This is a genomic window from Thermosynechococcus sp. FA-CM-4201 (assembly GCF_054689355.1).
This window is the reverse complement of the sequence record NZ_CP079920.1, coordinates 2,713,655-2,735,492: the sequence shown is the minus strand read 5'-3', so window position 1 is coordinate 2,735,492 and position 21,838 is coordinate 2,713,655. Positions and strand designations below refer to the sequence as shown.

Below are 21,838 nucleotides of genomic sequence, written 5' to 3'. Positions count from 1 at the left end.
GTGTTGATGCCGATCGCCATGGTCACTGTCTTGGTGGCTTGGGGACTAGATTGGGATGCGGTGGGTGTAGCGGCTGCCTTAGTGCTGGGGGGACTGAGTTTCCCCTTGGTCTGGACTTCGACCTATCACTGGTTTACTGAAGATCTCACGGAACAGCAACGGCAGTTCATTTTGGCCTCACTGGGTCTGAGTTTGACGGTGGTGGCACTCATTGCCATGACTGGTGCGATGGACTGGATCCGAGGACGGTTTCAGGGCACGAATTGGGATGCGGTGGGGGCACTGGCTGAGGGCTTCGGTGCCTTGGGGCAAATTTTGGTGGCACTCTTGGCGGCCTATGTGGCTTGGCGACAGTACGTGATCTCGCGGGATTTGACCACCCAACAAAACCGCATTACCCAACAGCAAACGATTGACAGTTATTTCCAAGGGATTGCCGATCTCATTCTTGACGATGAGGGGTTATTGGAGGATTGGCCGCCGGAGCGGGCGATCGCCGAAGGACGTACCGCCGCCATTTTGGGGGGACTCGATGCCGAAGGCAAGGCCAAAATCATTCGCTTTTTGTCAGGCGCAAAGTTACTCTCGCCGCTGAAGCGCGATCGCCGGCTGGGACGGGCGATTTTTGATGGGTTGGGTGGCTATGAGGAAGACATTGAGTATGGTGTGCGGGTGATTAACCTTGGCAGTATGCTAGCGGGCGCTGACCTCAGTGGTACCGATTTGCGCTGGACCGAATTGAGTGATGCCAATCTAACGGGAACGCTCTTTCGCAACTGTAATTTGACACGAGCCAATCTAGCAGGGGCGATTCTGCAGGGGGCGGATTTCACAAATGCCGATCTCAGTCGTGTTCGCCTATTTTACGGCACGGTCGAGCAGGCCAGTCCCCGTGATCGCCTGAATCCTCCCAATTTTCGCACTGGGGCGCAGACGGGCGCGGTCGTTGAGGATGTCAACTTTACCAATGTCAAGAACCTCTCCGAAGAACAACGCTACTATTGCTGTGCGTGGAGTGGTAGCCGCTCCCGTGAAACGATTCCCGGTGGCTGTGAGGGCATTCCTAATAAGCTAGGACGCTAGCGCCGCCGTTAGTAGCGCGATCGCGGGCGATGATTGGCTACGGAGAGCACCATACCTAAGCCAAGATAGGTGGCCAGCATAGCTGAGCGGCCATAACTCACCAGTGGTAACGGCATTCCTGTCACGGGGAGCAAACCAATGGTCATGCCAATATTCACCACCACTTGAAACAGGATCATGGCAAATAGACCGATCGCCAGCAATGAGCCAAAGTCATGATTCGCACTATTGGCAATTTGCAATAAGCGCAAACCAATGAACCAAAAGAGGCACAGGAGAACTAAACTGCCAATGAACCCCGTCTCCTCAGCGATCGCTGAAAAAATAAAGTCCGTATGCTGTTCGGGAATAAATCCCAACTGGGTCTGGGTGCCTTGGAAAATGCCCCGCCCCCATAGCCCACCGGCACCAATGGCAATCCGCGATTGAATCAAGTGGTAGCCAGCTCCAAGGGGATCCTTGTCGGGGTCAAGAAACATGAGAATACGGGTTTTTTGATAGTCCTTGAGCACGCTCCAAAGCAGTTGCCCCAAGCCAGCCCCTCCTAGATTGAGTACCAGTCCCCCCAATCCGCCGACCCAGCCCAAGGGCAAGCTCCGCCAAGCGATGACGGCCATCGCCAGTGTCCACACCAACCAGATGAGGAGATTCAGTTGGTAAGGTAAAGGCAGGGCAACGAGAATCGCCGCCACCAAAGGGGAAAGCATCAAGACAATCCAACTGCCGGGGGTATTCGCCCAGTAGAGCATTGTCAATGTAATGGCAATGAAAACAAGGGACGTGCCCAAATCCGGCTGCGTCAAAATCAGGAAAAAGGGGGGTGCGGTGGCTGCAAACACACTGAGAATGCCCTTCAGGGAGTGGCCCGAAATGCGGTGCAACAGTGCCGCTTGGGTAAGAATGAGGGAGATTTTGGCAAACTCCGAGGGTTGCAGGTTAAAGCCGCCAATCGCCAACCAGCGCTCTGCTCCCTTGGCCTCTACCCCCACGAGATCAACCGCCAGCAGCAGGGCACAGCTCAGGCCGTAGATGACCCAATGACTGCCCATAAAGACCGATTCCGGAACGCGGGCAAGGATGAGGGCAAGAATCGTACCCATCCCCCCCACCAATAAATGCTGGAGACTATCGTTTTCCTCTAGGTGTAGTTGACTACTGTGGATGAAGGCCGCCCCAATGACCGTGGTTGCCCAAACAGCCCCCAACAGCAGCCAATCCACGCCTCGCCAAGGATAAAACCAGCCAAAAGTCCGCCGTCGGGGTACTCGCCAAGTCATCAGCCACTGTCCTGTCTCTCCTAGGGGGTTAGTCTATCCGCTGGCTCAAAAGGTTGCAAACGGACAGCTCGGACAACCGACATAGCACCTTGCCTTGGTGTATTATCCGAAAGGTTGAGCTTCTATTCCGATAAGGAGCGATCGCAGTGGCAACCCTAGGGGTCAACATTGATCATGTGGCAACGATTCGCCAAGCCCGGCGCACGGTTGAACCCGATCCCGTAGCCGCAGCCGTTTTGGCAGAACTGGGGGGAGCTGATGGCATTACCGTACATTTGCGGGAAGATCGTCGCCATATTCAAGAGCGGGATGTGCGCCTCCTGCGGCAAACGGTACGCACCCATTTGAACCTAGAGATGGCTGCCACTTCCGAAATGGTGGCGATCGCCCTTGACGTTCGGCCAGATTACGTGACGTTGGTACCCGAGCGGCGCGAAGAAGTCACCACCGAAGGGGGACTAGATGTGGTGGGTCAGCAGGAACCCTTGACCCAAGTGGTGAAAACCCTGCAAGGCGCAGGAATTCCTGTGAGTTTATTCATTGACGCGGACCTAGCCCAACTGGAAGCCGCCGCCAAAACCACGGCTCAATTTATTGAACTGCACACCGGTCGCTACGCCGAAGCCAAGGGGGAAGCGGCGCAACAGCAAGAATTAGCAATTTTAGCTCATGGTGTCCAACAGGCAAAATCCTTGGGCTTGCGGGTGAATGCCGGTCATGGGCTGACCTACACCAATGTAGGGGCGATCGCCCGCCTTGAAGGGATTGAAGAACTCAATATTGGCCACACGATTATTAGCCGCGCTGTTCTTGTGGGTATGGTGCAAGCAGTACGGGATATGAAAGCCCTCATTAGCTCTTAAACTCAGCCCTAAGGGCATCATCGTACTCATCGGCGAGTGTCGCCACGATCGTAATTAAGCGGGAAATTTCACCCGCAGTAATCCCCCCTAGGGTGCGGGTAGCCACGACTTGGACTTGGTCTTCGGCAATGGCAAAGTGTGCCTCGAGGGTGGTGAGCCAGTTCAACGTCAGGAGCTTACGATAGAGTGCCAACTCATCCGTTACGGGCAAAGGCAGTACCGGAGACCAAATGGTAAGAACGTCCTCCTCTGTGTGGCCACTCAACTGCACAAAGACCTCGGCACTGCCATAGCGAAACATCCAAATTTTGCCACTGTCCGTTTGGCCCACGAGGGGAGCATCCCCTGGGTGGAGACTAGAAATCACCGTTTCAATAATCTCAACCGCATTTCCTGGAGGCGCGTCAAGGGATGCTGCGGGAACGGGCTGCACTTCACTGACCATGGTCATTCCTTTCGTGAATCAGGACAACTCGTTAGAGGACTTGGTGGGTGTAGGCATGTTGTTTGACATTGTCGGCAGCGGTAACGATGCGCTCGGAGTTGAGCACCCGTTTGCGTTCTGTGGAGGTATTAAAGTTGCGGTAGGTTTCGCCAAGGGGAATATGGCGGGTACTTTGGGGACGGGCAATGTAGGTGCGGGCGGCTGCTGCAAGGCGATCGCCATAGTCATCACACAGATGGGCACTGGGGGGAAACTGCTGCTGCACCTGCTGCGGGTCTTGGGCTGTACCATAGGTGAGGGCATGGGCTTCACTGTAGGAAGTGGGCAAGCCATGGAGCAAGGCTTCCAACGCCGCTGAGGGAATCGGCTCAATCACCTCTACGGGCTGGAGTTTTCCCTCCACCTGCACAAAACAATGAGCCAGTCCAAGCACCACATAGGCTTCTGGGGGGGGAATCTCTTGACTCATTGCAACCTCACAATCATGTGGCTCCCCTCAAGTCTAGCTTGCTTTTCGAAAAATCAGCCTAGTGGGCAACATAGAGATAAGCAGCCGTCGTCAGCGGAGAAACGGCTAAGATCATCTAGGCCTATTTCAACATGACTGCTGTCACTATTGCTGTATAGTAAGCGTTCTAGGGTCTATGGAAACGGCAAACTCAATGCCAGCAACAATCGAATCCCCTGAAGTTGAGCTATTACCCCCGATGTTGGCAGCACTGCCCGACCCCCAAGGGGTGAGTGTGTGTCCTCGGCGGGCACGTTGGCAATTAGACTTATTGTTGCTTGCCCTAGAGTGCGTTGATTTGCATGCTTCTGAGTTGATGTTGCAAGTGCTGCGAGATCTGCAACTGCAAGTGATGATCCCCAATCGGGTCGTATTTTGGCAAATTCGCTGCACTAATCCCTTTCGCCAAATTACCCAGCGTACCCCCTTGCCCTTGGCGGAAACAAAGGCACTCACCGCAGTTGTTGTGCAAGTGGCGCGGCGGCAGACGGCAATCCTGCGGCATTTACTTTTGGTGTTGGATCAATTGCAGGCGCAAAATTTACCCCCGGAAACCTATGCCCCCTTGGCGGAGTATTTAGATCGCTTTCGCCGCCATTTTCGCAAACGCATGAACCTCCAGCGATCGGGTCTCTTTCTCTACAAAAATAATCAAGCCCTCAATGAGTTGGGTCTGAAGCTGTTGGCACAACTTCTGCTCTGTGCAGGCACAAAGGGCATGGAACGCCTCTGGTTTAGTTTATTTGACGGGGAAGTGAGTTAATGCTGCTGCAACGCCAGTATTCATTGCCCAATTGCACACTGCGAATTGAAGGGCTGAGTGGTCAAGCCGGCGCAGAGCAGTTGGATATTGTCACCCTCTGCGAGTGGGAAATTATTGGCCAGAATCAGCGAGTCAAGGGCGGGAAAGAATTCCTTGTGGCGTTGCTCAATAGTGTGCCCGCAGCGGCGCAAACGTGGTTGAGTGGTGTTAAGTTACGGCGATCGCCCCAGTACCCGATTCAAGTCGAGATTCAGGCCTTTAATCAAGTATCCCTCCACATTCCGCGCCAGCTACTGCAAGCGTCCCCTGAAGAGAATGCAGAGTCAGCCGCCGAAACCCTAGAAGTCCAGCTCACTTGGCTGCAACTAGCGGATCTAGTGGAAGCCTTGGATCAACTCTGTAGTGATAGTCAAACACTGCCTACCCTGATACCGACATTCCATTCCCTTCCCCGGCGGGCGATCGCCCCTGCTGTGCCTTTGCGCAAACAACTGATGCCCTTGGGTATTGGCGCTGCTAGTTTAGCCGTAATGGCTGCGATCTTTTTCCATCTACCGGTACCCGAACGTCGTCCCCCCCGCGAGGAAGCTCTGCCCCCCACCCCCGAAGCCGTCACGCCCTCACCAGCACCCACGACACCAGCAACCCCGAATCCTTAGGCCGACCTTGGAAACTAAACTGTCGTTTAGCTTTTTGATGCTTGGGATAAACCATGGTAATCAACGCCCCTAGTGCTTTTTGGCCTCCCGTTGCCAGCGATCGCGCTGCCTTTATTGCCCCCAATGCCACCCTTGTCGGCGATGTCCGCTTGGGTGAAGGCTCTAGCATTTGGTATGGTGCCGTGTTACGCGGTGACGTGGAGTACATCGAGATTGGTGCCCACACCAACGTTCAAGATGGTGCCATCCTCCATGGCGATCCGGGACAACCCACGATTCTCGGTGCAGAAGTAACTGTCGGGCATCGCGCGGTTATTCATGGGGCAACCGTTGAAGATGGCTGCTTAATTGGCATTGGCGCCGTGATTCTCAATGGCGTTCGAGTTGGAGCGGGCAGTATTGTCGGTGCAGGGGCCGTGGTCAGCAAAGATGTCCCCCCACGCTCTTTGGTTGTGGGCATTCCGGCTAAAGTGGTGCGGGAAGTGAGTGACACTGAAGCTGCTGATCTACGCCAGCATGCGCGCAAGTATGAACAACTGGCCCATGTCCACAATGGCACAGGCACCAATCTGGGGTTCTATCCCTAGAAGTTTGTCCTAAACAGACCCCCACCGTGTTCAGTGTCCGCCATTCTTAGGAAAAGGGCTGTCATCTGCTAGAATTCTGAAGGATTTTCTCGTAAGAGTTCAGCCAATGACTCGTGCACGGATTGCTGTGGATGCCATGGGGGGTGACTATGCTCCCGATGAGATTGTTGCCGGTGCCCTCAGAGCCAGTGAAGAATTAGATGCCGATATTCTCCTTGTGGGTGATCCGCTGCCCATTCAGCGCTACCTCAATGAACATGCCCCCACAGCCAAGCCCCAAATTGTCGAAGCGAGTGATGTTGTGGAAATGGGGGAAGAACCCCTGACCGCCCTGAAAAAGAAACCCAAGGCCTCAATTAACGTGGCGATGGATCTGGTCAAAGCGGGTGCGGCTGATGCGGTTGTTTCTGCTGGTCACTCAGGGGCAGCGATGGCTGCGGCACTATTGCGCTTAGGTCGCCTCCCTGGCATTGATCGCCCCGCCATTGGTGCCGTCTTACCCACCCTGATCCCCGGCAAATCCGTTCTTGTGCTTGATGTCGGTGCCAATGTGGACTGCCGCCCCAAATACCTTGAGCAATTTGCGGTTATGGGTTCGATCTACAGCCAGTATGTCTTGGATGTTGAAGATCCCAAGGTGGGCTTGCTCAACATTGGCGAAGAGGACTGCAAAGGCAATGATCTAGCTCTCAAGGCGCATCAACTCCTGCGGCAAAATCGCCAAATCTCCTTTTTGGGCAATGCCGAAGGCCGCGATGTCCTGTCGGGACAATTTGATGTCGTCGTCTGTGATGGCTTTGTCGGCAACGTTCTGCTCAAATTTGCTGAATCCTTGGGTAGTGTCCTTGTCCAAATTCTCCGCGAAGAGCTACCTCGGGGCTGGCGGGGGCAACTGGGTACGGCGCTGCTGCGTCCCAATCTCCGCAAAATTAAGCAGCGCATTGATCATGCGGAACATGGGGGTGGTTTGCTGTTGGGGGTGGATGGCATCTGTATCATTAGCCACGGCAGTTCCCAAGCGCCCTCGATTTTTAATGCCATTCGTTTAGCCAAGGAAGCGGTGGATCATCGCGTTTCAGAGCGGATTCAGGCCTGTTATCAGCATGCCGTTGCCGTTGAGGATCAAGCTTAGTGACTGTGCAGGGCGTTAAATTTAGCGGCGTGGGCGCGGCAACCCCCCGTCAATGCTTGACCAATGCCCACCTCAGTGCCCTTGTGGATACCTCTGACGAGTGGATTCAATCCCGTACGGGCATTCAAGAACGGCACGTGGCAGCGCCTGACCAGCGCCTTGTGGATTTGGCTAGCGAAGCGGCGGGTGCAGCCCTACAGATGGCCGGCCTAGAACCGACAGCAGTTGATTTGATCATCTTGGCCACTTCTACGCCCGATGATCTCTTTGGCACCGCCTGCTTGGTGCAAACTCGCATTGGTGCGGTCAATGCCGTGGCCTTTGACTTAACGGCTGCTTGTTCTGGATTCCTCTTTGCCTTGGTTACGGCGGCCCAGTATTTGCGCACCGGTGCCTACCGCAGTGCTTTGGTCATTGGTGGTGATATTCTGTCGCGCTGGGTGGATTGGAGCGATCGCCGCACCTGCATTCTCTTTGGCGATGGCGCCGGCGCGATGGTCTTGCAAGCCAGCGAGGCTGATCAACTCCTCAGCTTTGAATTGCGCAGTGATGGCCGCCTCAATGAGCACCTTACCCTTGCCTTTGCTGGTACTCCCCAGACCTTAGGGGACAATCTCGCGATCGCCCAAGGGGGATTTGCTCCCATTGCCATGAATGGCCGTGAAGTTTATCGCTTTGCTGTCACCCAAGTCCCGGAAGTCATTGAGAAAGCCCTGCATCGCGCGGGGTGTACGGTTGAGGAAATTGACTGGCTGGTGTTGCATCAGGCCAATCAACGCATCCTTGATGCTGTGGCTGAGCGTTTAGGCATCCCTCAGGAGAAAGTGATTAGCAATGTGGGTCAGTGTGGTAATACCTCCGCCGCCTCGATTCCCCTTGCCCTTGCGGCTCCGATTCAACAGGGGCATATTCAACCCGGAGACTTAATTGCCACCGCTGGCTTTGGTGCTGGTTTGACTTGGGGAGCTGCCCTGTTCCGCTGGCAATAGCCTATGCAAGGGGACACTGACCTGCGTACATTAACGATGCGGGTAGAGGCCATTCTATACCTGAAGGCACAGCCCCTCACCCTTGCTGAACTGGCAACCCTCGCTGCCACTGACCCTGAGGCCATTGAACTGGCACTCATTGAGCTACTCAACGACTATGCCCATCGCCAAACCGCCCTTGAAATTGTTCAAATTGACGATAAATACAGCCTGCAACTCAAGCCCGCTTTTCAAGAACTGGTTCAGTCCCTTATCCCCGTTGAATTGGGGGTTGCAGCACAGCGCACATTAGCCCTGATTGCTTTTCGTGGCCCCATTCGCCAACCCGAGGTGATTGAATTGCGGGGTTCTAGCGCCTACCAACACATTCAAGAACTCCTCACCCTTGGGTTTATTCAGCGGCGGCGGGATAGCCAAAGTCGCTCCTACATCCTCCAGGTCACTGAGCGCTTTCACCAGTATTTCCAAGTGGATCAACTGCCAACTATTGCGGAGGAGAGGGCGGACGATTCACATACTCACTGAGCAACTGCGAGGGCAAATCATCATTGGTTGCCAATTGCAGGTTCAAAAGGGCAACTGCGAGCTTGTCTTGCTCTAGTTTGTTGCGCCCCAAGGCCTTGAGAATGCGCCGCAATTGAGCCGCAATTTCCGCCCCAAACATTGTCAGATTTTCATCGGGCAGTGCGGGGAGCCAATCAATTGCTCCATGTTCTACTGCCCATTGTCGCTGCATAGGGGAAATGTGGTTGTCGTAGCGGTCAATAATGAAACTGCGCAGCTTCGGATAGGTCGCCTTGATCCAATTCAAAAGGTTGCCAATATCTGGGGTTTCCAGTTGCGAATCAAGGAGCAACAGGTCAGGGTTACGCTGCATCACGGTCACAAAATCACTAATAATGCGGCGGCTATTGATTTGTCCTGACTCCACAATGACTTCTAGCCCTTGACTGCGCAGCAATTCTTGCCAAATTTGTACTTGAATGCCGGGGGGTTGAATGATCAGAATCGTGGGTTGAAGGGCAACAGGGGCATCCGGCGGGGTGGTGGAAACCGCCTCATCCGTACGAAATTCAAGGGTTGTTTTGCCGATAATGAAGCGATCGCCCGTTTTGAGGAGCGTCGGCACCTGAATCATTTGACCATTCAGCACACAGCCATTGCGACTCCCCAAATCAATGAGATAATAATCATCATTATCAAGACGCTGAATCATGGCATGGCGGCGGGAAGACCAGCGATCCGCCAAAACAATCGTACAGTCTTTGCCTCGACCAATCACCCATGAATTGCCTTGGGTAAGAGGGACGATATAGGTGCTGGCCTCTGTGGAGATGACCAATTGTGGATACTGTGGTAACAAGGTGATCCCTCTTCCAACTCCCTGTAGGAATAAATTAGGTCTCGAAGTGCTTTATTCAAAATGATAGTCGGGACATTGAATGGCGGCTTCAGTCGCTGCCCAATCGGGATGTAGTGAACACTTTAGGCGGTAGTCTCCTGAAAAGAAACGACAGCGAGAACAGGGAATTTGATGCAAACGGCGGGCGATCGCCAGCCCATCCTGTGTGAATTGCCACACATTCCACGCCATGATTACCAGCAATAGCCAAGCAAAACAGAAACAAATTGGTACTAGTAATGGCTCTACTGTCTGTAAAAAGGATGATAACCAAACAACCATAGGCTGCAAAAGGAGAAGAAATGAGAATAATGTGGGCAATTGCTAGCCTTTAATTATTTCCTACGACAATTTTACCACTTGGCTATACAGGTATGAAAGTAGTATTTAGCAGTTCTTTGCAACAGTTCTTATCGTTACAACTCTTTTCCAAAATATGGGCTAGACAGGGAGGTAGCTCTCTTCCATTCCCCTTATCCTGTTATCCTGATTTGATTGTGGGGTTTGGCATCGCCAGCCTCGTCCTTTGGCAGGGATTCGCTATTGTGCGGGATGCAAGGCAAGCTGTAAACTTCCCACCAACTAAAGTCGGGGGCTTTCAGTAGCCCTAGGCCATTGGGCAAGCCAAATAGCCTGAACTTCCAGCGAGCGTTACGAACTCGCCCAATAAGGCAATCACAGAGGCACCATTCAGATCAGCATCACCAACCCAGCCACAATGACCACAAGCAAACTGTTTGCCATTTCGATAGGACCGACAAGGATCAGGATGAATATGCAGGCATCGATGGCAAGTTTGGCTGGTATACGCTGGATTGACCGTCACCCACCTCACGCCGTCTCGCAGACATTTGTACTCAATAAACTGCCGCAATTGATAGAACGACCAGCTATTTGAGCGTCTGCGTTCGGTTTTGCTTCGGGGTTGTTGATTCAGCCGCTCGCGAATTCCCGTCAAGTCCTCTATCGCGATCACCGCATTAAGCGCTTTCGCTTCACGGACAATCACCGCACTGATCGAATGGTTGAGCCACTGTTGAAAGCGTTGTTCTTTACCCGCCAGCCGTTTCAAAAGTTTTCGGCAAGACCGCCGCGAACTTCTTGTGCCCTGCGAGGCTCGTTTTTGAATCGATGCTCTCACTCGATGAAATTTATCTCGACGTTCGTTTAACTGATTCCCATCCCAACCTCCACCTGTACTGGTTTTAGCAATCTCTCGTCGCCCCAAGTCCACGCCAATGACGGTGCTCGGTTCAGAGGGTTCAGGAACCTCTTCGGTTATTTGGATGTGGATATAGTAGAAGCCATCCCGATGTTTGCACAACTGAGCCGATGAAAGATGCGAGCATCATAATCTGCTGAAGTTGGCTTGAATTCTTGAACCGCTTTACCTTTCAGCTTGGCGGTCTTGCGGTTGGCTCCGACTCTGGCACAAACCCGAACCGCTTGATTAGCGCTTAACCCAAACCGAGAACGAAGTTCCTGATAAACCCTGTTTTGAATGGTGATCTTATTCGTTACGGTCGGCTGAACGGTTTTGTTGGTAAAGTTGCAAGCATCTGCAAACGCTTTCAAGAATCGCTCGATTTTGAGAGACTGCTCAGGAGTGGGCTGAAGCTTGCAAACGACTGTTAGGGTTTGTTCCATAGATAAAATTGTATCAACTCTAGCACCGGCTAAAGTCGTCTTTGTCTTTCCTCCCCGTACTAAAGTATGGGGCTTCCAGACATAAATCTGGTGATGAACACCCCTGTAGAATAAGTAGGGTTACTTTTGGGGAAGTCTCCTGTGAGTGCACCAGCGATCGCCATTATTGATTACGATATGGGCAACCTGCATTCCGTTAGTAAAGCCCTTGATGTAGTGGGGGCAACGCCCTTAGTGAGCGATCGCCCCAGTGACATTTGTGCTGCCGATGCTGTGGTACTCCCCGGTGTGGGTGCCTTTGACCCAGCCATGACTCATCTCCACGAGCGGGAACTGGTGCCTGTCATTCAGCAGGTGATTCAGCAGGGGATGCCCTTTTTGGGGATTTGTCTTGGCCTGCAAGTCCTCTTTGAATGCAGTGAAGAGGGAACAGAACCCGGCCTTAGTATTTTTGCAGGCAAAGTTAAACGCTTTCAGTCTGAACCCGGCCTCACAATCCCCCACATGGGCTGGAACCAACTGGCCTTGACACAATCCGCCTGTCCCCTCTGGCAGGATTTACCGCCAACCCCTTGGGTATATTTTGTCCACTCCTACTTTGTCGCCCCTGATGATCCAGAACTAGTGGCCGCAACCGTCCGCCATGGTCAGCAAACTGTAACAGCGGCGATCGCCCGCAACAATGTGTTTGCTTTTCAATTTCACCCCGAAAAGTCCGGTAAGATCGGCCTGCAACTTCTCCACAACTTTGTCACGCTGGTCAAACATCAGTAAGCATCTCGTTAGCAGCATCAAAGATTCGCGCTAGCGATAACCATAGAACCGGGTGGCAAAGTTTTGCGATCGCGTCGGGGACAGTTGACGCGCTTTCAAAATCGCAGCGGTGAGAAACACATAGGCCAAAATCCCCACCACTGCCAAACCCATCGGACCAAAACGGGCGGCAGCCGTATTCCAAAGGGCGTGGAGAAAGGCCGCTAGACCTAGGCCAACCATTAAAATCAAGGGTGCTCGATGGGGGCGCAATACACTCAATCCCACACAATAGCCCAAGTAGCCCGTGTAGGCCATGTGACCCGTTAGGGATCCCAAGACCCGGGGAATCAGCACTTGCAGACCAGCTAAATTACCAAATTGACCCGCAATACTAGGGACATACTGCCCAAGGGTTTCTGTCCACGTAAAACCGAGTCCGGCAGCCGCTCCCAAGAGAATGCCATCGAGGGGTTCCCATACGCCTACCTTTTGTTTCCACGGACTCGGCAGCCATCGCCCTAAGCCATAGGCCACGATCATTGGTAAAGCCTTGAGTAGCTCTTCCATTAACCCGGCACCAATGAAGTTGCGGCTGAATAACACCCAAAATGAAGGATGGGGCGGATGCAGTTGGCCGGGTAAAACAGTGCGAAAGAGATAGATCATGGCTGGCAAAATCGGGCTTTGCAGAATCAAAATTTCCAGCGTCAACGCGCCCAGTAGAACCCATGCAGGTTTGCGTTTGCCACAGAGTTGATAGATGAAGTAATAGGCAGCACTGCCCAAATAGAGCGCCAAGATGACCTTGAACGCATCGGGGGAGCCAGCCGTGGCAAAAAGGAGGATGACCGCAACCACCGTGACAATCCCCGGTACCAGATAGGCTTTGCGTACCCAGTCGGGATGAATAGCAAAAATGGGCAGGAGTTGGGTGAGGGTGAGGGGTTGATCGGGCTGGGTGCTGACGACTTCGGTGAGGGGAAGATATTCTAGGACAAATTCAGGTCCTTGGCGCCCCAATTGAATGCGATCGCCCGCATTGAGTACAGTTAATGTCTCCACTCGCTGTTGATTGACATAGGTGCCATTGACACTCCCAAGGTCTGCGATCGCCCACACGGGAATACCGCCTCGTTTTTGACAAGTGAGTTGGGCATGGTGGCGGGAAACAGACGTGTAAATGTGAGCGTCAAGGACAATATGGCAAGTATCGGGATCACGGCCAATAATCGTCACATCCTCTTGGGAGAGCCAAAACTGCCCCATTTCAGGGGAGACTTGCCGCAGCACACCCGCATACTTCAGCGTTGGATTGAGGGGGGAGCGATCGCGATTCATTAGCACCCGTATCAACTGCAAGGGGGACAATTGAGACTCCCAAAGTCCGACCTGCTCAGCACTCACCCCCACTATACACTGGCCGCTTAATACTTCCTTTGATCGAGAGGGCGATCGCCCCAAGACAAGGCACAGGAAAACTTTGAGTAGCGCTCCTGAGGAGAAGTTTGCTTTGTGACGAGGAGTTGACAAAGGGCAGTACTTTGGGCGAAGATAAGATTCTGCTGATTCGGGGCTATAGCTCAGTTGGTAGAGCACTTCAATGGCATTGAAGGGGTCAGCGGTTCGAATCCGCTTAGCTCCATCCAAACGAGGATAATCTCAATTAAGAACTGACTGGCGCAAGAGTCGCAGTAATTTTTCTAAGTGCTCTGGTAGAGGGGCGATCGCCACAATCTCCTCACCTGTGCGTGGATGCTGCAACTGTAAGCGATAGGCATGAAGAGCTTGGCCGGGCAGCTTCACTTTTAGCGGTGTGCCTCGGCCATAGAGGGGATCCCCCAACAGCGGCCAACCCAAGTGGGCGGCATGAACCCGAATTTGATGGGTACGACCGGTTTCAAGGTGGAACTCCACAAGGGCACAGTGGCGAAAGCGCTCCTTCACGTACCAGTGGGTAATTGCTGTGCGGCCTTTTTCAGGAGGCACCACGGCCATCTTTTTGCGATCTACCGGGTGACGACCAATGGGCGCAATGACGGTTCCAGTGTCCTCAGGGGGTTGACCATAGACGACACCAAGGTAGTGGCGCTGCATTTGCCGTGCTTTCAGTTGTTGTTGCAGATGGTGTAGGGCAAATTCCGTCTTGGCAACAACCATGACCCCAGAGGTGTCTTTGTCTAGGCGATGCACAATCCCCGGCCGCTGCACACCGCCAATGCCCGTCAAATCAGGACAGTGGGCCAATAGACCATGAACTAGGGTACCGTGGCTATGACCAGGGGCAGGATGCACGACTAAATCCACCGGTTTATTGAGAATCAGTAACTCATCATCCTCGTAGAGAATACTCAGGGGTAGGGGTTCAGGGATTAAATCCAATGGCTCTGGCTCAGGGAGCACCACCTCTAGTACCTCACCACCACTGAGGGGCTGATTTTTGCGATCGCAAACTTGGCCATTGAGGCGTACGTGCCCCTGTTGGATCAATTGCTGCCAGCGCGATCGCGAGAGTTCAGGATGCTGTTGGGCAAGGAAGGTATCGAGGCGATCGCCCCCCTTTTCTACCTTGAAAATCAGCGATGTTGTCATGCCCCCCAACTACACCAGCGTATGCCCAAGGGCTAAACCCACCACTAGCATCCCTAAGACGAGAAAGGGTTGAGCACTGGCTTGGTACTTGACATCGTTTTTCAAGGGATCCCGCAGGAAGTACATATCCTGAAAGACAATTTGGGGAATAATTAGCAAAATCAACAGCACGGCATAAAGATTGGCATGAATCGCCATCAAGTAGCCCGCAATCCCCAACTGGAAAATGTCAATCATCAGGACACAGATCCATGCCGCGGTGGTAACGCCAAACATCACCGGCAAGGACGCCAAGCCGAGTTGGCGATCGCCCTCAACGCTTTTGAAGTCATTGACAATGGCAATGCCCAAGCCCGCCAAACTGTAAATCAACGTCAAGATCACAATCGTCGGTGTTAATTCGCCAAAAAGGGCGTGACCTGCCCACCACGGCAAGGCAATGTAGCTTGCTCCTAGGGCATAATTTCCCAGCCAACCATTCTTTTTCAGTTTCAGGGGCGGTGCGGAGTAAATATAGGCCAAAAAGCCCCCCAGCAAGGCAATTTTGGTGACGGGGAACGTGGGATGGTCAGCCCATAGATCAAGTAGAGCAGCTAGCCCCAAACCCGCGACAACGAGGAAGATAATTTGTGCCCGCACTTGATTGAGGGAAATCGCCCCCGAAGGAATGGGACGGTAGGGTTCATTAATTGCATCAATCTCGCGATCGTAGTAATCGTTGAGCGTTTGCGTATAGCCGGCCATCAAAGGCCCCGACAGCAGCATACAGGTGGCTGCCTTGAGCACATCCTCCAGACTCCATGTGAATCCCCCCGAGGACGCTGCACCACAGACCACACCCCAAATGAGGGGAATCCACGTAATCGGCTTCATCAATTGGAGGCGAATTTTCCAGATATTGGTTTCGCCGCTTTTGGCACCCTTCATGCCCAGCAGTTGCCGTGCCGCTGCCGTTGTACTTTCTGGGGATGTTGAAGTCGTCGTTGAATCGGGGGTTTCCGTCATAGCGCTTGTTGTGCTCAGCAATCACCTCAATGATTATAGTCGTTTCACCTTCCGCCACCTAGGGGAATCATGTTGCTCTCTGAAGTGGGCAGGATGTTAAGAGTTGTCCTCGTAAATTTGCCGATCGCCCGTGGTGTAGGTCAGGATAGAAGCGAAACTGCTTTTAGCATCTTTCAGCATCAGCGGAACAGCCCCACATTGTGCCATGACCCCTGTCTCCATCCCCGATTATCTTAAACGCGCTCTACCGGCGGTCATTGCAACGGCGATCGCCACAGTGGGTGTGGTTGCACTGCGGATGGGTGGCCTGCTGGAACCCTTGGAATTAAGGGTGTATGACCAATGGCTGCGCTGGCGATCGACACCGGCCACCTCCCAGCGCCTGCTGATTGTTGAGATTACCGAGGCTGATATTCAAACCCTCAAGCAGTACCCAATTCCTGACGAGGTGCTCATTCAAGCCCTCAATGAATTGCAGGAGTACCAACCCAAGGTCATTGGCATTGATATTTTTCGCGATTTTCCAGTTCCCGATCGTTTCAAGCCGCCAACCGATGTGCTGCCCTCCCTCGGACGGGTGATGATGACCCAGCCCAACACCGTTATTGTCTGTAAAGTGGGGAGCGAAGCAGATCCCGGAATTGCCCCTCCCGCTGGACTGCTGAATGATCAGGTAGGGTTTGCTGACATTCCCATTGATGATGATGGCGTGGTGCGGCGTGCGATTTTGGCAACTCAACCCGAAGCCAGCGATCGCTGCTCTACCCCCCAATCCTTTGCCCTTGCCTTGGCGCGTGTTTTTCTGGGAATTAATCCCCAAGCTGCAACTCAAAACCGCCTTGACTTGGGAACAGCTCGCTTTCAGGCCTTAACCAGCAACTGGGGGGGCTACAACAACCTAGATGCCGCCGGCTTTCAAATCCTAATCAACTATGCCCACCCAATCCAGCCCTATGAAACAGTCACCCTGAGCGAAGTGCTGACGGGTCAAGTGCTGCCCTCCAAGGTGCGCGATCGCGCCGTACTCATTGGCCTCACTGGCAGCAGCAGTAACGATAAGTTTTTGATTCCGATGACCCTGCCGGGGCAAACCAACCGCCTTACCGCCGGTGTTGTGGTTCAAGCAGCAATCCTTGAAGATTTGCTAGCGGCCGCTCTCGATAACCGCTCTCCGATGGGTACATGGCCACAGGAGGCGATCGCCCTTTGGATTCTGGCTTGGTCTGGGCTTGGTGCCGTGATTATCGCCAAGGGACACCGCTGGGTGATTGTGCCGCTGTTGGTTGCTGGGGGACTGGGTCTCAGTGGCCTGACATTTCTGCTCTTTTTACAGGGGAGTTGGCTTCCGCTGGTGGCGCCTCTTGTTGGCTTTGGCAGTGCGGCAGTTTTGATGCTAGGCTACCGTGCCTTGAGTCCTGCTGAATCCACCTCTACCCCCTCTACACCGACGGCTGTCCCCAGTGGCCTGTCAGCGACTCCCTTGGAGTTAATTACTGAAGGCATCAGTCAATCAACCACACCTGAATCAGCCCCCATTTTGGAAATCCCCGAAACCTCGCCAACAGAAGTCTCTCGCCTAGAGACGGATGCCAATGCAACGGTGCTGCAACCGGAAACAGAAATTTCCTTTACCCCCATCGAACCCACCCCACCCCCTGGGGATAAACCCCACACCGCACCTACCCTCCTCACCGCCGTCGTTGATCAGATTCCCCCCACAGAGATCCGCGAGACACCACCACAGCCTATCACTGAGAGGGAAACCTTCTTAGTCGTTCACCCTGAGGACGCGGCAACTTCCGCCACCGAATTGCCAGAAACGTCCACAACTGCTCCTGAACCTACCCATGTTGATCTTCCTGAAACCCAGAGGGTGGTTTCTACCCCGCAGCCAACGGCTCCCTCAGAGATACCCTCGACACTGCGCCCTGATTTACCAGAAACCCAACTGACGGTTCCCGAAGCCTTAACAACGATGCCGGAGACCCCTAGCATTCCTACGGTTGATTTACCTGAAACGCAACTCACCCTACCTGAGCCACTGACGACCCCAGACCTGACCTCGACACCCTCAACCCAATTCGCAACCAGTGTGGACTTGCCTGAAACCCAACTGGCGGTGCCTGAGTCCGTGAGTCCAGCAGAAGTCACCTCAACTCCCGATGGGGACACCCCTGAAACACCACCCGACATCACCTCACCCGCCCCGACCCAATTTACAACCAGCGCAGACTTGCCCGAAACCCAATTATCAATCCCAGACACCCCCAAGGGAGACCTACCAGAAACACAGCCGTCCAACCCTGACCCCTTAACCGCGGCGCCTGTGGATCCCACCCAGCTTCCAGAAGTGACTCCCGCCACGACAGTCCCCTCGCCGCCCCCCCCAACCACAGAGACGCAAACACCGAGCGGCACCCAACCCAAAACCACCGTCATTTCTGACATTAGCGAAGAACCCAGTGAACCGCTGCCACAAACTGTGGGGGGACGCTACCGTGTCCTGAGTCAACTAGGGGAAGGGGGATTTGGGCGCACGTTCTTGGCTGCGGATTTACACCTACCCGATCATCCGATCTGCGTGGTCAAGCAGTTGGTGCCCTCCCGTAAGGATGAACGCTTTTTGGCTATTGCCCGTCGCCTCTTTCAGCGGGAAGCAGAAACCTTAGCCCAATTGGGTCAACACGAGCGTATCCCCCGATTACTGGCTTACTTTGAGGAGGGGGGATATTTCTATCTCACCCAAGAGTATGTGGATGGCGAATCCCTCAAAGAGGAGTTTGAAAAGAAAGTTACCCTCTCCCAAGCTGAAGCCCTCGCCATTCTCAAGAGCATTTTGGAAATTTTGCAGTATGTACATCAGTTTGGGGTGGTGCATCGGGACATTAAGCCTGCCAATATCATGCGCCGCCGCAGTGATCAACAACTGTTTTTGATTGACTTTGGGGCGGTACGCCATGTCCAGCCCGAGGACTTGCTCCAGCACGGCAAATATACGATCTCAATTGGTACCCGTGGCTATGCCCCTAGCGAACAAATGGCAGGACGACCCGTGATTGCCAGTGATATTTACTCTTTGGGCATGGTTATTGTTGAAGGTCTGACGGGACTCGCCCCGATGGATTTGCCCTCTGACCCCCACACGGGGGATATTGTCTGGCAGCCGGGACGGCATCTTTCACCGCAGTTTGTTGCCATTATCAATAAAATGATTAAGTACAACTTTCGCGATCGCTACCAGAGTGCTGAAGACGTGCTCACCGATTTGGCCAAGGCTGGACTCTAGGCTTATAGACCAAAGCTTGAGTGCTGTAGAGGGGGCTTGCAGTTCTTATTTAGGCGGCTCAATCGTTGTGAAAAAAGGCTGTATGATGGATAGTACCGTTTCCTTTTTTTAACATTAGACACTTTGGAGGCATCGCAACGTGGCTGGAACGACAGGAGAACGACCATTTTCCGACATTATTACCAGTGTCCGTTATTGGGTGATTCATAGTATCACCATTCCGGCGTTGTTTATTGCTGGCTGGCTCTTTGTCAGCACCGGTTTGGCCTATGATGTGTTTGGCACACCACGCCCCGATAGCTATTATGCTCAGGAACAGCGGTCGATTCCTCTTGTGACCGATCGCTTTCAAGCTAAACAACAAGTTGAAACCTTCTTAGAACAGGTGAAGTAGGATTGCCATGACCAGTAACACCCCCAATCAAGAACCCGTTTCTTACCCGATTTTTACGGTCCGCTGGTTGGCCGTTCACACGCTTGCTGTGCCCACGATTTTCTTCCTCGGGGCGATCGCGGCCATGCAGTTTATCCAACGTTAGGAAGGTGCAGCCATGGAACCGAATCCCAATCGTCAGCCGGTCGAACTGAATCGCACATCCCTGTACCTAGGGTTGTTGCTGATCTTCGTCCTTGCGTTGCTCTTTTCAAGCTACTTCTTTAACTAAATCCCTTCATCTATAACTGAATCTGCTTAGGAGGAATTGATCATGTTGTCTGAAGGCGGACGCATTCCCCTCTGGGTTGTGGCCACGGTGGCCGGCATGGGAGTGATTGTGATTGTCGGGCTGTTCTTCTACGGTGCCTACGCTGGTCTTGGCTCCTCTCTCTAGAGATTGGGGTCTTGGCGCGTACGCAATTGTAGCCAGATAAGTCCAAGGGTCACTCCCAAAAGAACCGTTGCTGCCGCAGCGGCATAGCCAAAGTCAAATAACGCGAAGGCCTGTTGGTAAATATAAAATACCAGCAGGTTTGTTGTATCTAGGGGGCCGCCACCGGTCACCACATAGACCTGTTCAAAACTGCGCAAGGTGAAAATCGTTGTTGTGACAAACACGAGAATTAAGGTGGGTCGCAGTCCCGGCAGCGTAATGTAGCGAAACTGTTGCCAAGCATTGGCACCATCGAGAAGTGCCGCTTCATAGCGATCGCGGGGAATGGTTTGCAACCCCGCCAAAAAGACGACTAAATTAAACCCCAATTGCTTCCAACTACTGAGCAAAATCAGCACTGGCATTGCCCAGGTGGGATCACTCAGCCAAGCAATGGGTTGTCCCCCCAAGGTTTGTACCAGTTGATTCACCGGGCCATCGGTTTGAAACAGCCAACGGAACCCTAAACCCGCCGCCACAATCGAGGTCATTGTCGGCAAAAAGTAGGCCGTGCGCAGCACATCCCGTCCCCTGATCCCTTGGTTGAGACCCACCGCCAAGAGTAAGGGCAGCACAATCGTGGGTAGCACCGTTGCCACTGTGAAATAAAGGGTATTGCCAATCACCTGCCAAAAGTCTGGACTCAGGAGCAATTGCTGATAATTTTGCAGGCCAACCCAACGCACCCCTTCTTGACTAAAACTCCCCGTCGTAAAACTAAGATAGACAAGGTACAAAATCGGTAAAAAAACAAAAATTGTCAGAAACAAAAGTGCAGGTAAAAGGAATAACCAAGCGACCCCTATCGGTGACAAAAAAACATCCCCCAATCGTAGGAATTGCGATCGCGCCATTGGCAAAGATGATGACCTCAAAATTCGGCTTTCTATAAATTCAATCCTAGGGTAGTGGCTCCCGAAATTGGAAATGATAAGATCAAAATCAAAATGCACGCCATCTTGGGGAGATGCTGTGATTCACACTGCGCCATTGCCCACGACTGCCCCCTCTCACATTTCTGATCATAGTCGTCTAAAGCTGTTTTCGGGTTCTGCCAACACTGCCCTTGCTCAGGAAATTGCCCGCTACCTCGGTATTGATCTCGGCCCAATGGTGCGCAAGCGATTTGCTGATGGCGAGCTGTATGTGCAGATTCAAGAATCCATTCGCGGTTGTGATGTCTATCTCATTCAGCCCTGTTGCCGACCCGTCAACGACCACCTGATGGAACTGCTGATCATGGTGGATGCCTGCCGCCGCGCTTCAGCCCGCCAAGTGACTGCGGTGATCCCCTACTATGGCTATGCCCGTGCCGATCGCAAGACCGCTGGCCGCGAGTCCATTACCGCCAAACTAGTCGCCAACCTGATTACCCAAGCGGGAGCCAGTCGCGTTCTGGCCATGGATCTGCACTCCGCGCAAATTCAAGGCTACTTTGACATTCCCGTGGATCATGTCTACGGTTCACCCGTGCTCCTTGACTACCTGCGCAGCAAAAATCTTGAGGATATTGTGGTAGTCTCCCCCGACGTGGGTGGGGTAGCCCGTGCCCGTGCCTTTGCCAATAAGCTTGATGATGCGCCCCTAGCCATTATTGATAAGCGACGCCAAGCCCACAATGTCGCTGAAGTGATGAACGTGGTGGGGGATGTTAAGGGCAAAACGGCAGTACTTGTGGATGACATGATTGATACAGCCGGCACGATTTTAGAAGGGGCACGGTTACTGCGGCGGGAAGGTGCCAAGGAAGTCTATGCCTGTGCGACCCATGCGGTCTTTTCACCGCCGGCGATCGAGCGACTCCAAGGGGGCGATTTTGAAGAGGTGATTGTCACCAACACAATTCCCGTACCGGAGACGCAACGCTTTCCCCAACTCACGGTGCTCTCGGTGGCTAGTATTCTCGGAGAAACCATTTGGCGGATCCATGAAGATAGCTCTGTGAGCAGTATGTTCCGCTAAAACCGCTAGAATAGGT

Annotated in this window: 24 protein-coding genes, 1 tRNA gene and 1 pseudogene; 16 read left to right on the top strand and 10 right to left on the bottom strand. The window is 53.3% G+C overall.

From position 1 onward, the window contains the following. The first annotated feature begins 18 nt into the window (after positions 1-18). Entirely contained in the window at positions 19-1,083 is a 1,065-nt protein-coding gene (locus KV190_RS13440; protein ID WP_460195299.1) for a pentapeptide repeat-containing protein, read from the top strand. Between the two features lie 8 nt (positions 1,084-1,091). Here KV190_RS13440 and rodA read toward each other — a convergent pair whose 3' ends face one another. Continuing rightward, a complete protein-coding gene (gene rodA / locus KV190_RS13435) occupies positions 1,092-2,360 on the bottom strand; it encodes a rod shape-determining protein RodA (protein ID WP_460193904.1) in 1,269 nt (422 codons plus the stop codon). A gap of 146 nt (positions 2,361-2,506) precedes the next feature. Here rodA and KV190_RS13430 point away from each other — a divergent pair, with 146 nt between their 5' ends. Further along, a complete protein-coding gene (locus KV190_RS13430) occupies positions 2,507-3,223 on the top strand; it encodes a pyridoxine 5'-phosphate synthase (protein WP_460193903.1) in 717 nt (238 codons plus the stop codon). Here the strand turns inward: KV190_RS13430 and KV190_RS13425 are convergent. Both KV190_RS13425 and KV190_RS13420 read right to left on the bottom strand, forming a co-directional pair. Beyond that, a complete protein-coding gene (locus KV190_RS13425) occupies positions 3,213-3,668 on the bottom strand; it encodes a YbjN domain-containing protein (protein ID WP_460193902.1) in 456 nt (151 codons plus the stop codon). The genes KV190_RS13430 and KV190_RS13425 overlap by 11 nt on opposite strands. Before the next feature lie 31 nt (positions 3,669-3,699). Next, on the bottom strand, positions 3,700-4,137 hold the full coding sequence (locus tag KV190_RS13420; protein WP_206201420.1) for a hypothetical protein: 438 nt from the start codon (positions 4,135-4,137) through the stop codon (positions 3,700-3,702). A gap of 193 nt (positions 4,138-4,330) precedes the next feature. Between KV190_RS13420 and KV190_RS13415 the strand changes: the two genes are divergently transcribed. The 6 genes from KV190_RS13415 (at position 4,331) to scpB (ending at position 8,831) form a co-directional block, all read left to right on the top strand. Continuing rightward, the gene (locus KV190_RS13415; protein ID WP_225901665.1) at positions 4,331-4,939 is read left to right on the top strand and encodes a DUF3038 domain-containing protein; all 609 of its coding nucleotides are present in this window, start codon (positions 4,331-4,333) and stop codon (positions 4,937-4,939) included. Continuing rightward, the gene (locus KV190_RS13410; RefSeq protein WP_460193900.1) at positions 4,939-5,598 is read left to right on the top strand and encodes a DUF4335 domain-containing protein; all 660 of its coding nucleotides are present in this window, start codon (positions 4,939-4,941) and stop codon (positions 5,596-5,598) included. Before KV190_RS13415 ends, KV190_RS13410 begins: the two co-directional genes overlap by 1 nt. A 53-nt stretch (positions 5,599-5,651) precedes the next feature. Then, the gene (locus KV190_RS13405) at positions 5,652-6,185 is read left to right on the top strand and encodes a gamma carbonic anhydrase family protein (RefSeq protein ID WP_460193899.1); all 534 of its coding nucleotides are present in this window, start codon (positions 5,652-5,654) and stop codon (positions 6,183-6,185) included. Positions 6,186-6,291: 106 nt separating this feature from the next. Next, a complete protein-coding gene (gene plsX, locus KV190_RS13400; protein WP_460193897.1) occupies positions 6,292-7,317 on the top strand; it encodes a phosphate acyltransferase PlsX in 1,026 nt (341 codons plus the stop codon). After that, positions 7,317-8,306 (top strand): beta-ketoacyl-ACP synthase III, encoded by a 990-nt coding sequence (locus KV190_RS13395; RefSeq protein ID WP_460193896.1) that lies wholly within the window; start codon positions 7,317-7,319, stop codon positions 8,304-8,306. Before plsX ends, KV190_RS13395 begins: the two co-directional genes overlap by 1 nt. Positions 8,307-8,309: 3 nt before the next feature. After that, the gene (scpB, locus tag KV190_RS13390; RefSeq protein WP_460193895.1) at positions 8,310-8,831 is read left to right on the top strand and encodes an SMC-Scp complex subunit ScpB; all 522 of its coding nucleotides are present in this window, start codon (positions 8,310-8,312) and stop codon (positions 8,829-8,831) included. Here the strand turns inward: scpB and KV190_RS13385 are convergent. The 3 genes and pseudogenes from KV190_RS13385 to KV190_RS13375 form a co-directional block, all read right to left on the bottom strand. After that, positions 8,791-9,669: an FHA domain-containing protein gene (locus KV190_RS13385; RefSeq protein ID WP_460193893.1), complete on the bottom strand. Its 879-nt coding sequence runs from the start codon at positions 9,667-9,669 to the stop codon at positions 8,791-8,793. The two genes, scpB and KV190_RS13385, sit on opposite strands and share 41 nt — an antisense overlap. A gap of 51 nt (positions 9,670-9,720) precedes the next feature. Further along, positions 9,721-9,900, bottom strand: coding sequence for a hypothetical protein (locus tag KV190_RS13380; protein ID WP_460193892.1), 180 nt, complete (start codon positions 9,898-9,900; stop codon positions 9,721-9,723). 281 nt (positions 9,901-10,181) lie between these two features. After that, positions 10,182-11,355 (bottom strand): annotated as a pseudogene (locus KV190_RS13375) (RNA-guided endonuclease InsQ/TnpB family protein). A gap of 177 nt (positions 11,356-11,532) precedes the next feature. On the opposite strand from KV190_RS13375, the gene hisH reads away from it, so the two are divergent. Continuing rightward, positions 11,533-12,129, top strand: a complete 597-nt coding sequence (hisH, locus tag KV190_RS13370; protein WP_460195298.1) for an imidazole glycerol phosphate synthase subunit HisH — start codon at positions 11,533-11,535, stop codon at positions 12,127-12,129. Between the two features lie 30 nt (positions 12,130-12,159). On the opposite strand, the gene KV190_RS13365 is transcribed toward hisH, so the two are convergent. Beyond that, positions 12,160-13,515: a PrsW family glutamic-type intramembrane protease gene (locus KV190_RS13365; protein WP_460193891.1), complete on the bottom strand. Its 1,356-nt coding sequence runs from the start codon at positions 13,513-13,515 to the stop codon at positions 12,160-12,162. A gap of 165 nt (positions 13,516-13,680) precedes the next feature. Between KV190_RS13365 and KV190_RS13360 the strand changes: the two genes are divergently transcribed. Beyond that, positions 13,681-13,753 (top strand) — tRNA-Ala (locus KV190_RS13360). Between the two features lie 17 nt (positions 13,754-13,770). On the opposite strand, the gene KV190_RS13355 is transcribed toward KV190_RS13360, so the two are convergent. Together KV190_RS13355 and chlG are read right to left on the bottom strand one after the other, a co-directional pair. Beyond that, positions 13,771-14,700 carry an RluA family pseudouridine synthase gene (locus tag KV190_RS13355; RefSeq protein WP_460193890.1) on the bottom strand — a complete coding sequence of 310 codons (930 nt, stop codon included), beginning with the start codon at positions 14,698-14,700 and terminating at the stop codon, positions 13,771-13,773. A 9-nt stretch (positions 14,701-14,709) separates the two neighbouring features. Further along, positions 14,710-15,705, bottom strand: a complete 996-nt coding sequence (gene chlG, locus KV190_RS13350) for a chlorophyll synthase ChlG (protein ID WP_460193888.1) — start codon at positions 15,703-15,705, stop codon at positions 14,710-14,712. 205 nt (positions 15,706-15,910) lie between these two features. Between chlG and KV190_RS13345 the strand changes: the two genes are divergently transcribed. The 5 genes from KV190_RS13345 to KV190_RS13325 all read left to right on the top strand — a co-directional run bounded on the left by KV190_RS13345 (position 15,911) and on the right by KV190_RS13325 (position 19,821). Then, positions 15,911-18,991, top strand: coding sequence for a CHASE2 domain-containing protein (locus KV190_RS13345; protein ID WP_460193886.1), 3,081 nt, complete (start codon positions 15,911-15,913; stop codon positions 18,989-18,991). 139 nt (positions 18,992-19,130) lie between these two features. After that, positions 19,131-19,385 (top strand): cytochrome b559 subunit alpha, encoded by a 255-nt coding sequence (gene psbE, locus KV190_RS13340; protein WP_149820457.1) that lies wholly within the window; start codon positions 19,131-19,133, stop codon positions 19,383-19,385. A 7-nt stretch (positions 19,386-19,392) separates the two neighbouring features. Next, complete coding sequence (gene psbF, locus KV190_RS13335) at positions 19,393-19,530, top strand: cytochrome b559 subunit beta (protein WP_099798824.1); 138 nt, start codon at positions 19,393-19,395, stop codon at positions 19,528-19,530. A 12-nt stretch (positions 19,531-19,542) separates the two neighbouring features. After that, entirely contained in the window at positions 19,543-19,656 is a 114-nt protein-coding gene (locus KV190_RS13330) for a photosystem II reaction center protein L (protein ID WP_149820459.1), read from the top strand. Positions 19,657-19,701: 45 nt separating this feature from the next. Beyond that, a complete protein-coding gene (locus tag KV190_RS13325; protein WP_099798822.1) occupies positions 19,702-19,821 on the top strand; it encodes a photosystem II reaction center protein J in 120 nt (39 codons plus the stop codon). Here KV190_RS13325 and KV190_RS13320 read toward each other — a convergent pair. After that, entirely contained in the window at positions 19,818-20,714 is an 897-nt protein-coding gene (locus tag KV190_RS13320; RefSeq protein WP_460193882.1) for a carbohydrate ABC transporter permease, read from the bottom strand. The two genes, KV190_RS13325 and KV190_RS13320, sit on opposite strands and share 4 nt — an antisense overlap. 73 nt (positions 20,715-20,787) lie before the next feature. Between KV190_RS13320 and KV190_RS13315 the strand changes: the two genes are divergently transcribed. After that, positions 20,788-21,822 (top strand): ribose-phosphate pyrophosphokinase, encoded by a 1,035-nt coding sequence (locus KV190_RS13315; protein ID WP_460193881.1) that lies wholly within the window; start codon positions 20,788-20,790, stop codon positions 21,820-21,822. The last annotated feature ends 16 nt before the right edge of the window (positions 21,823-21,838 follow it).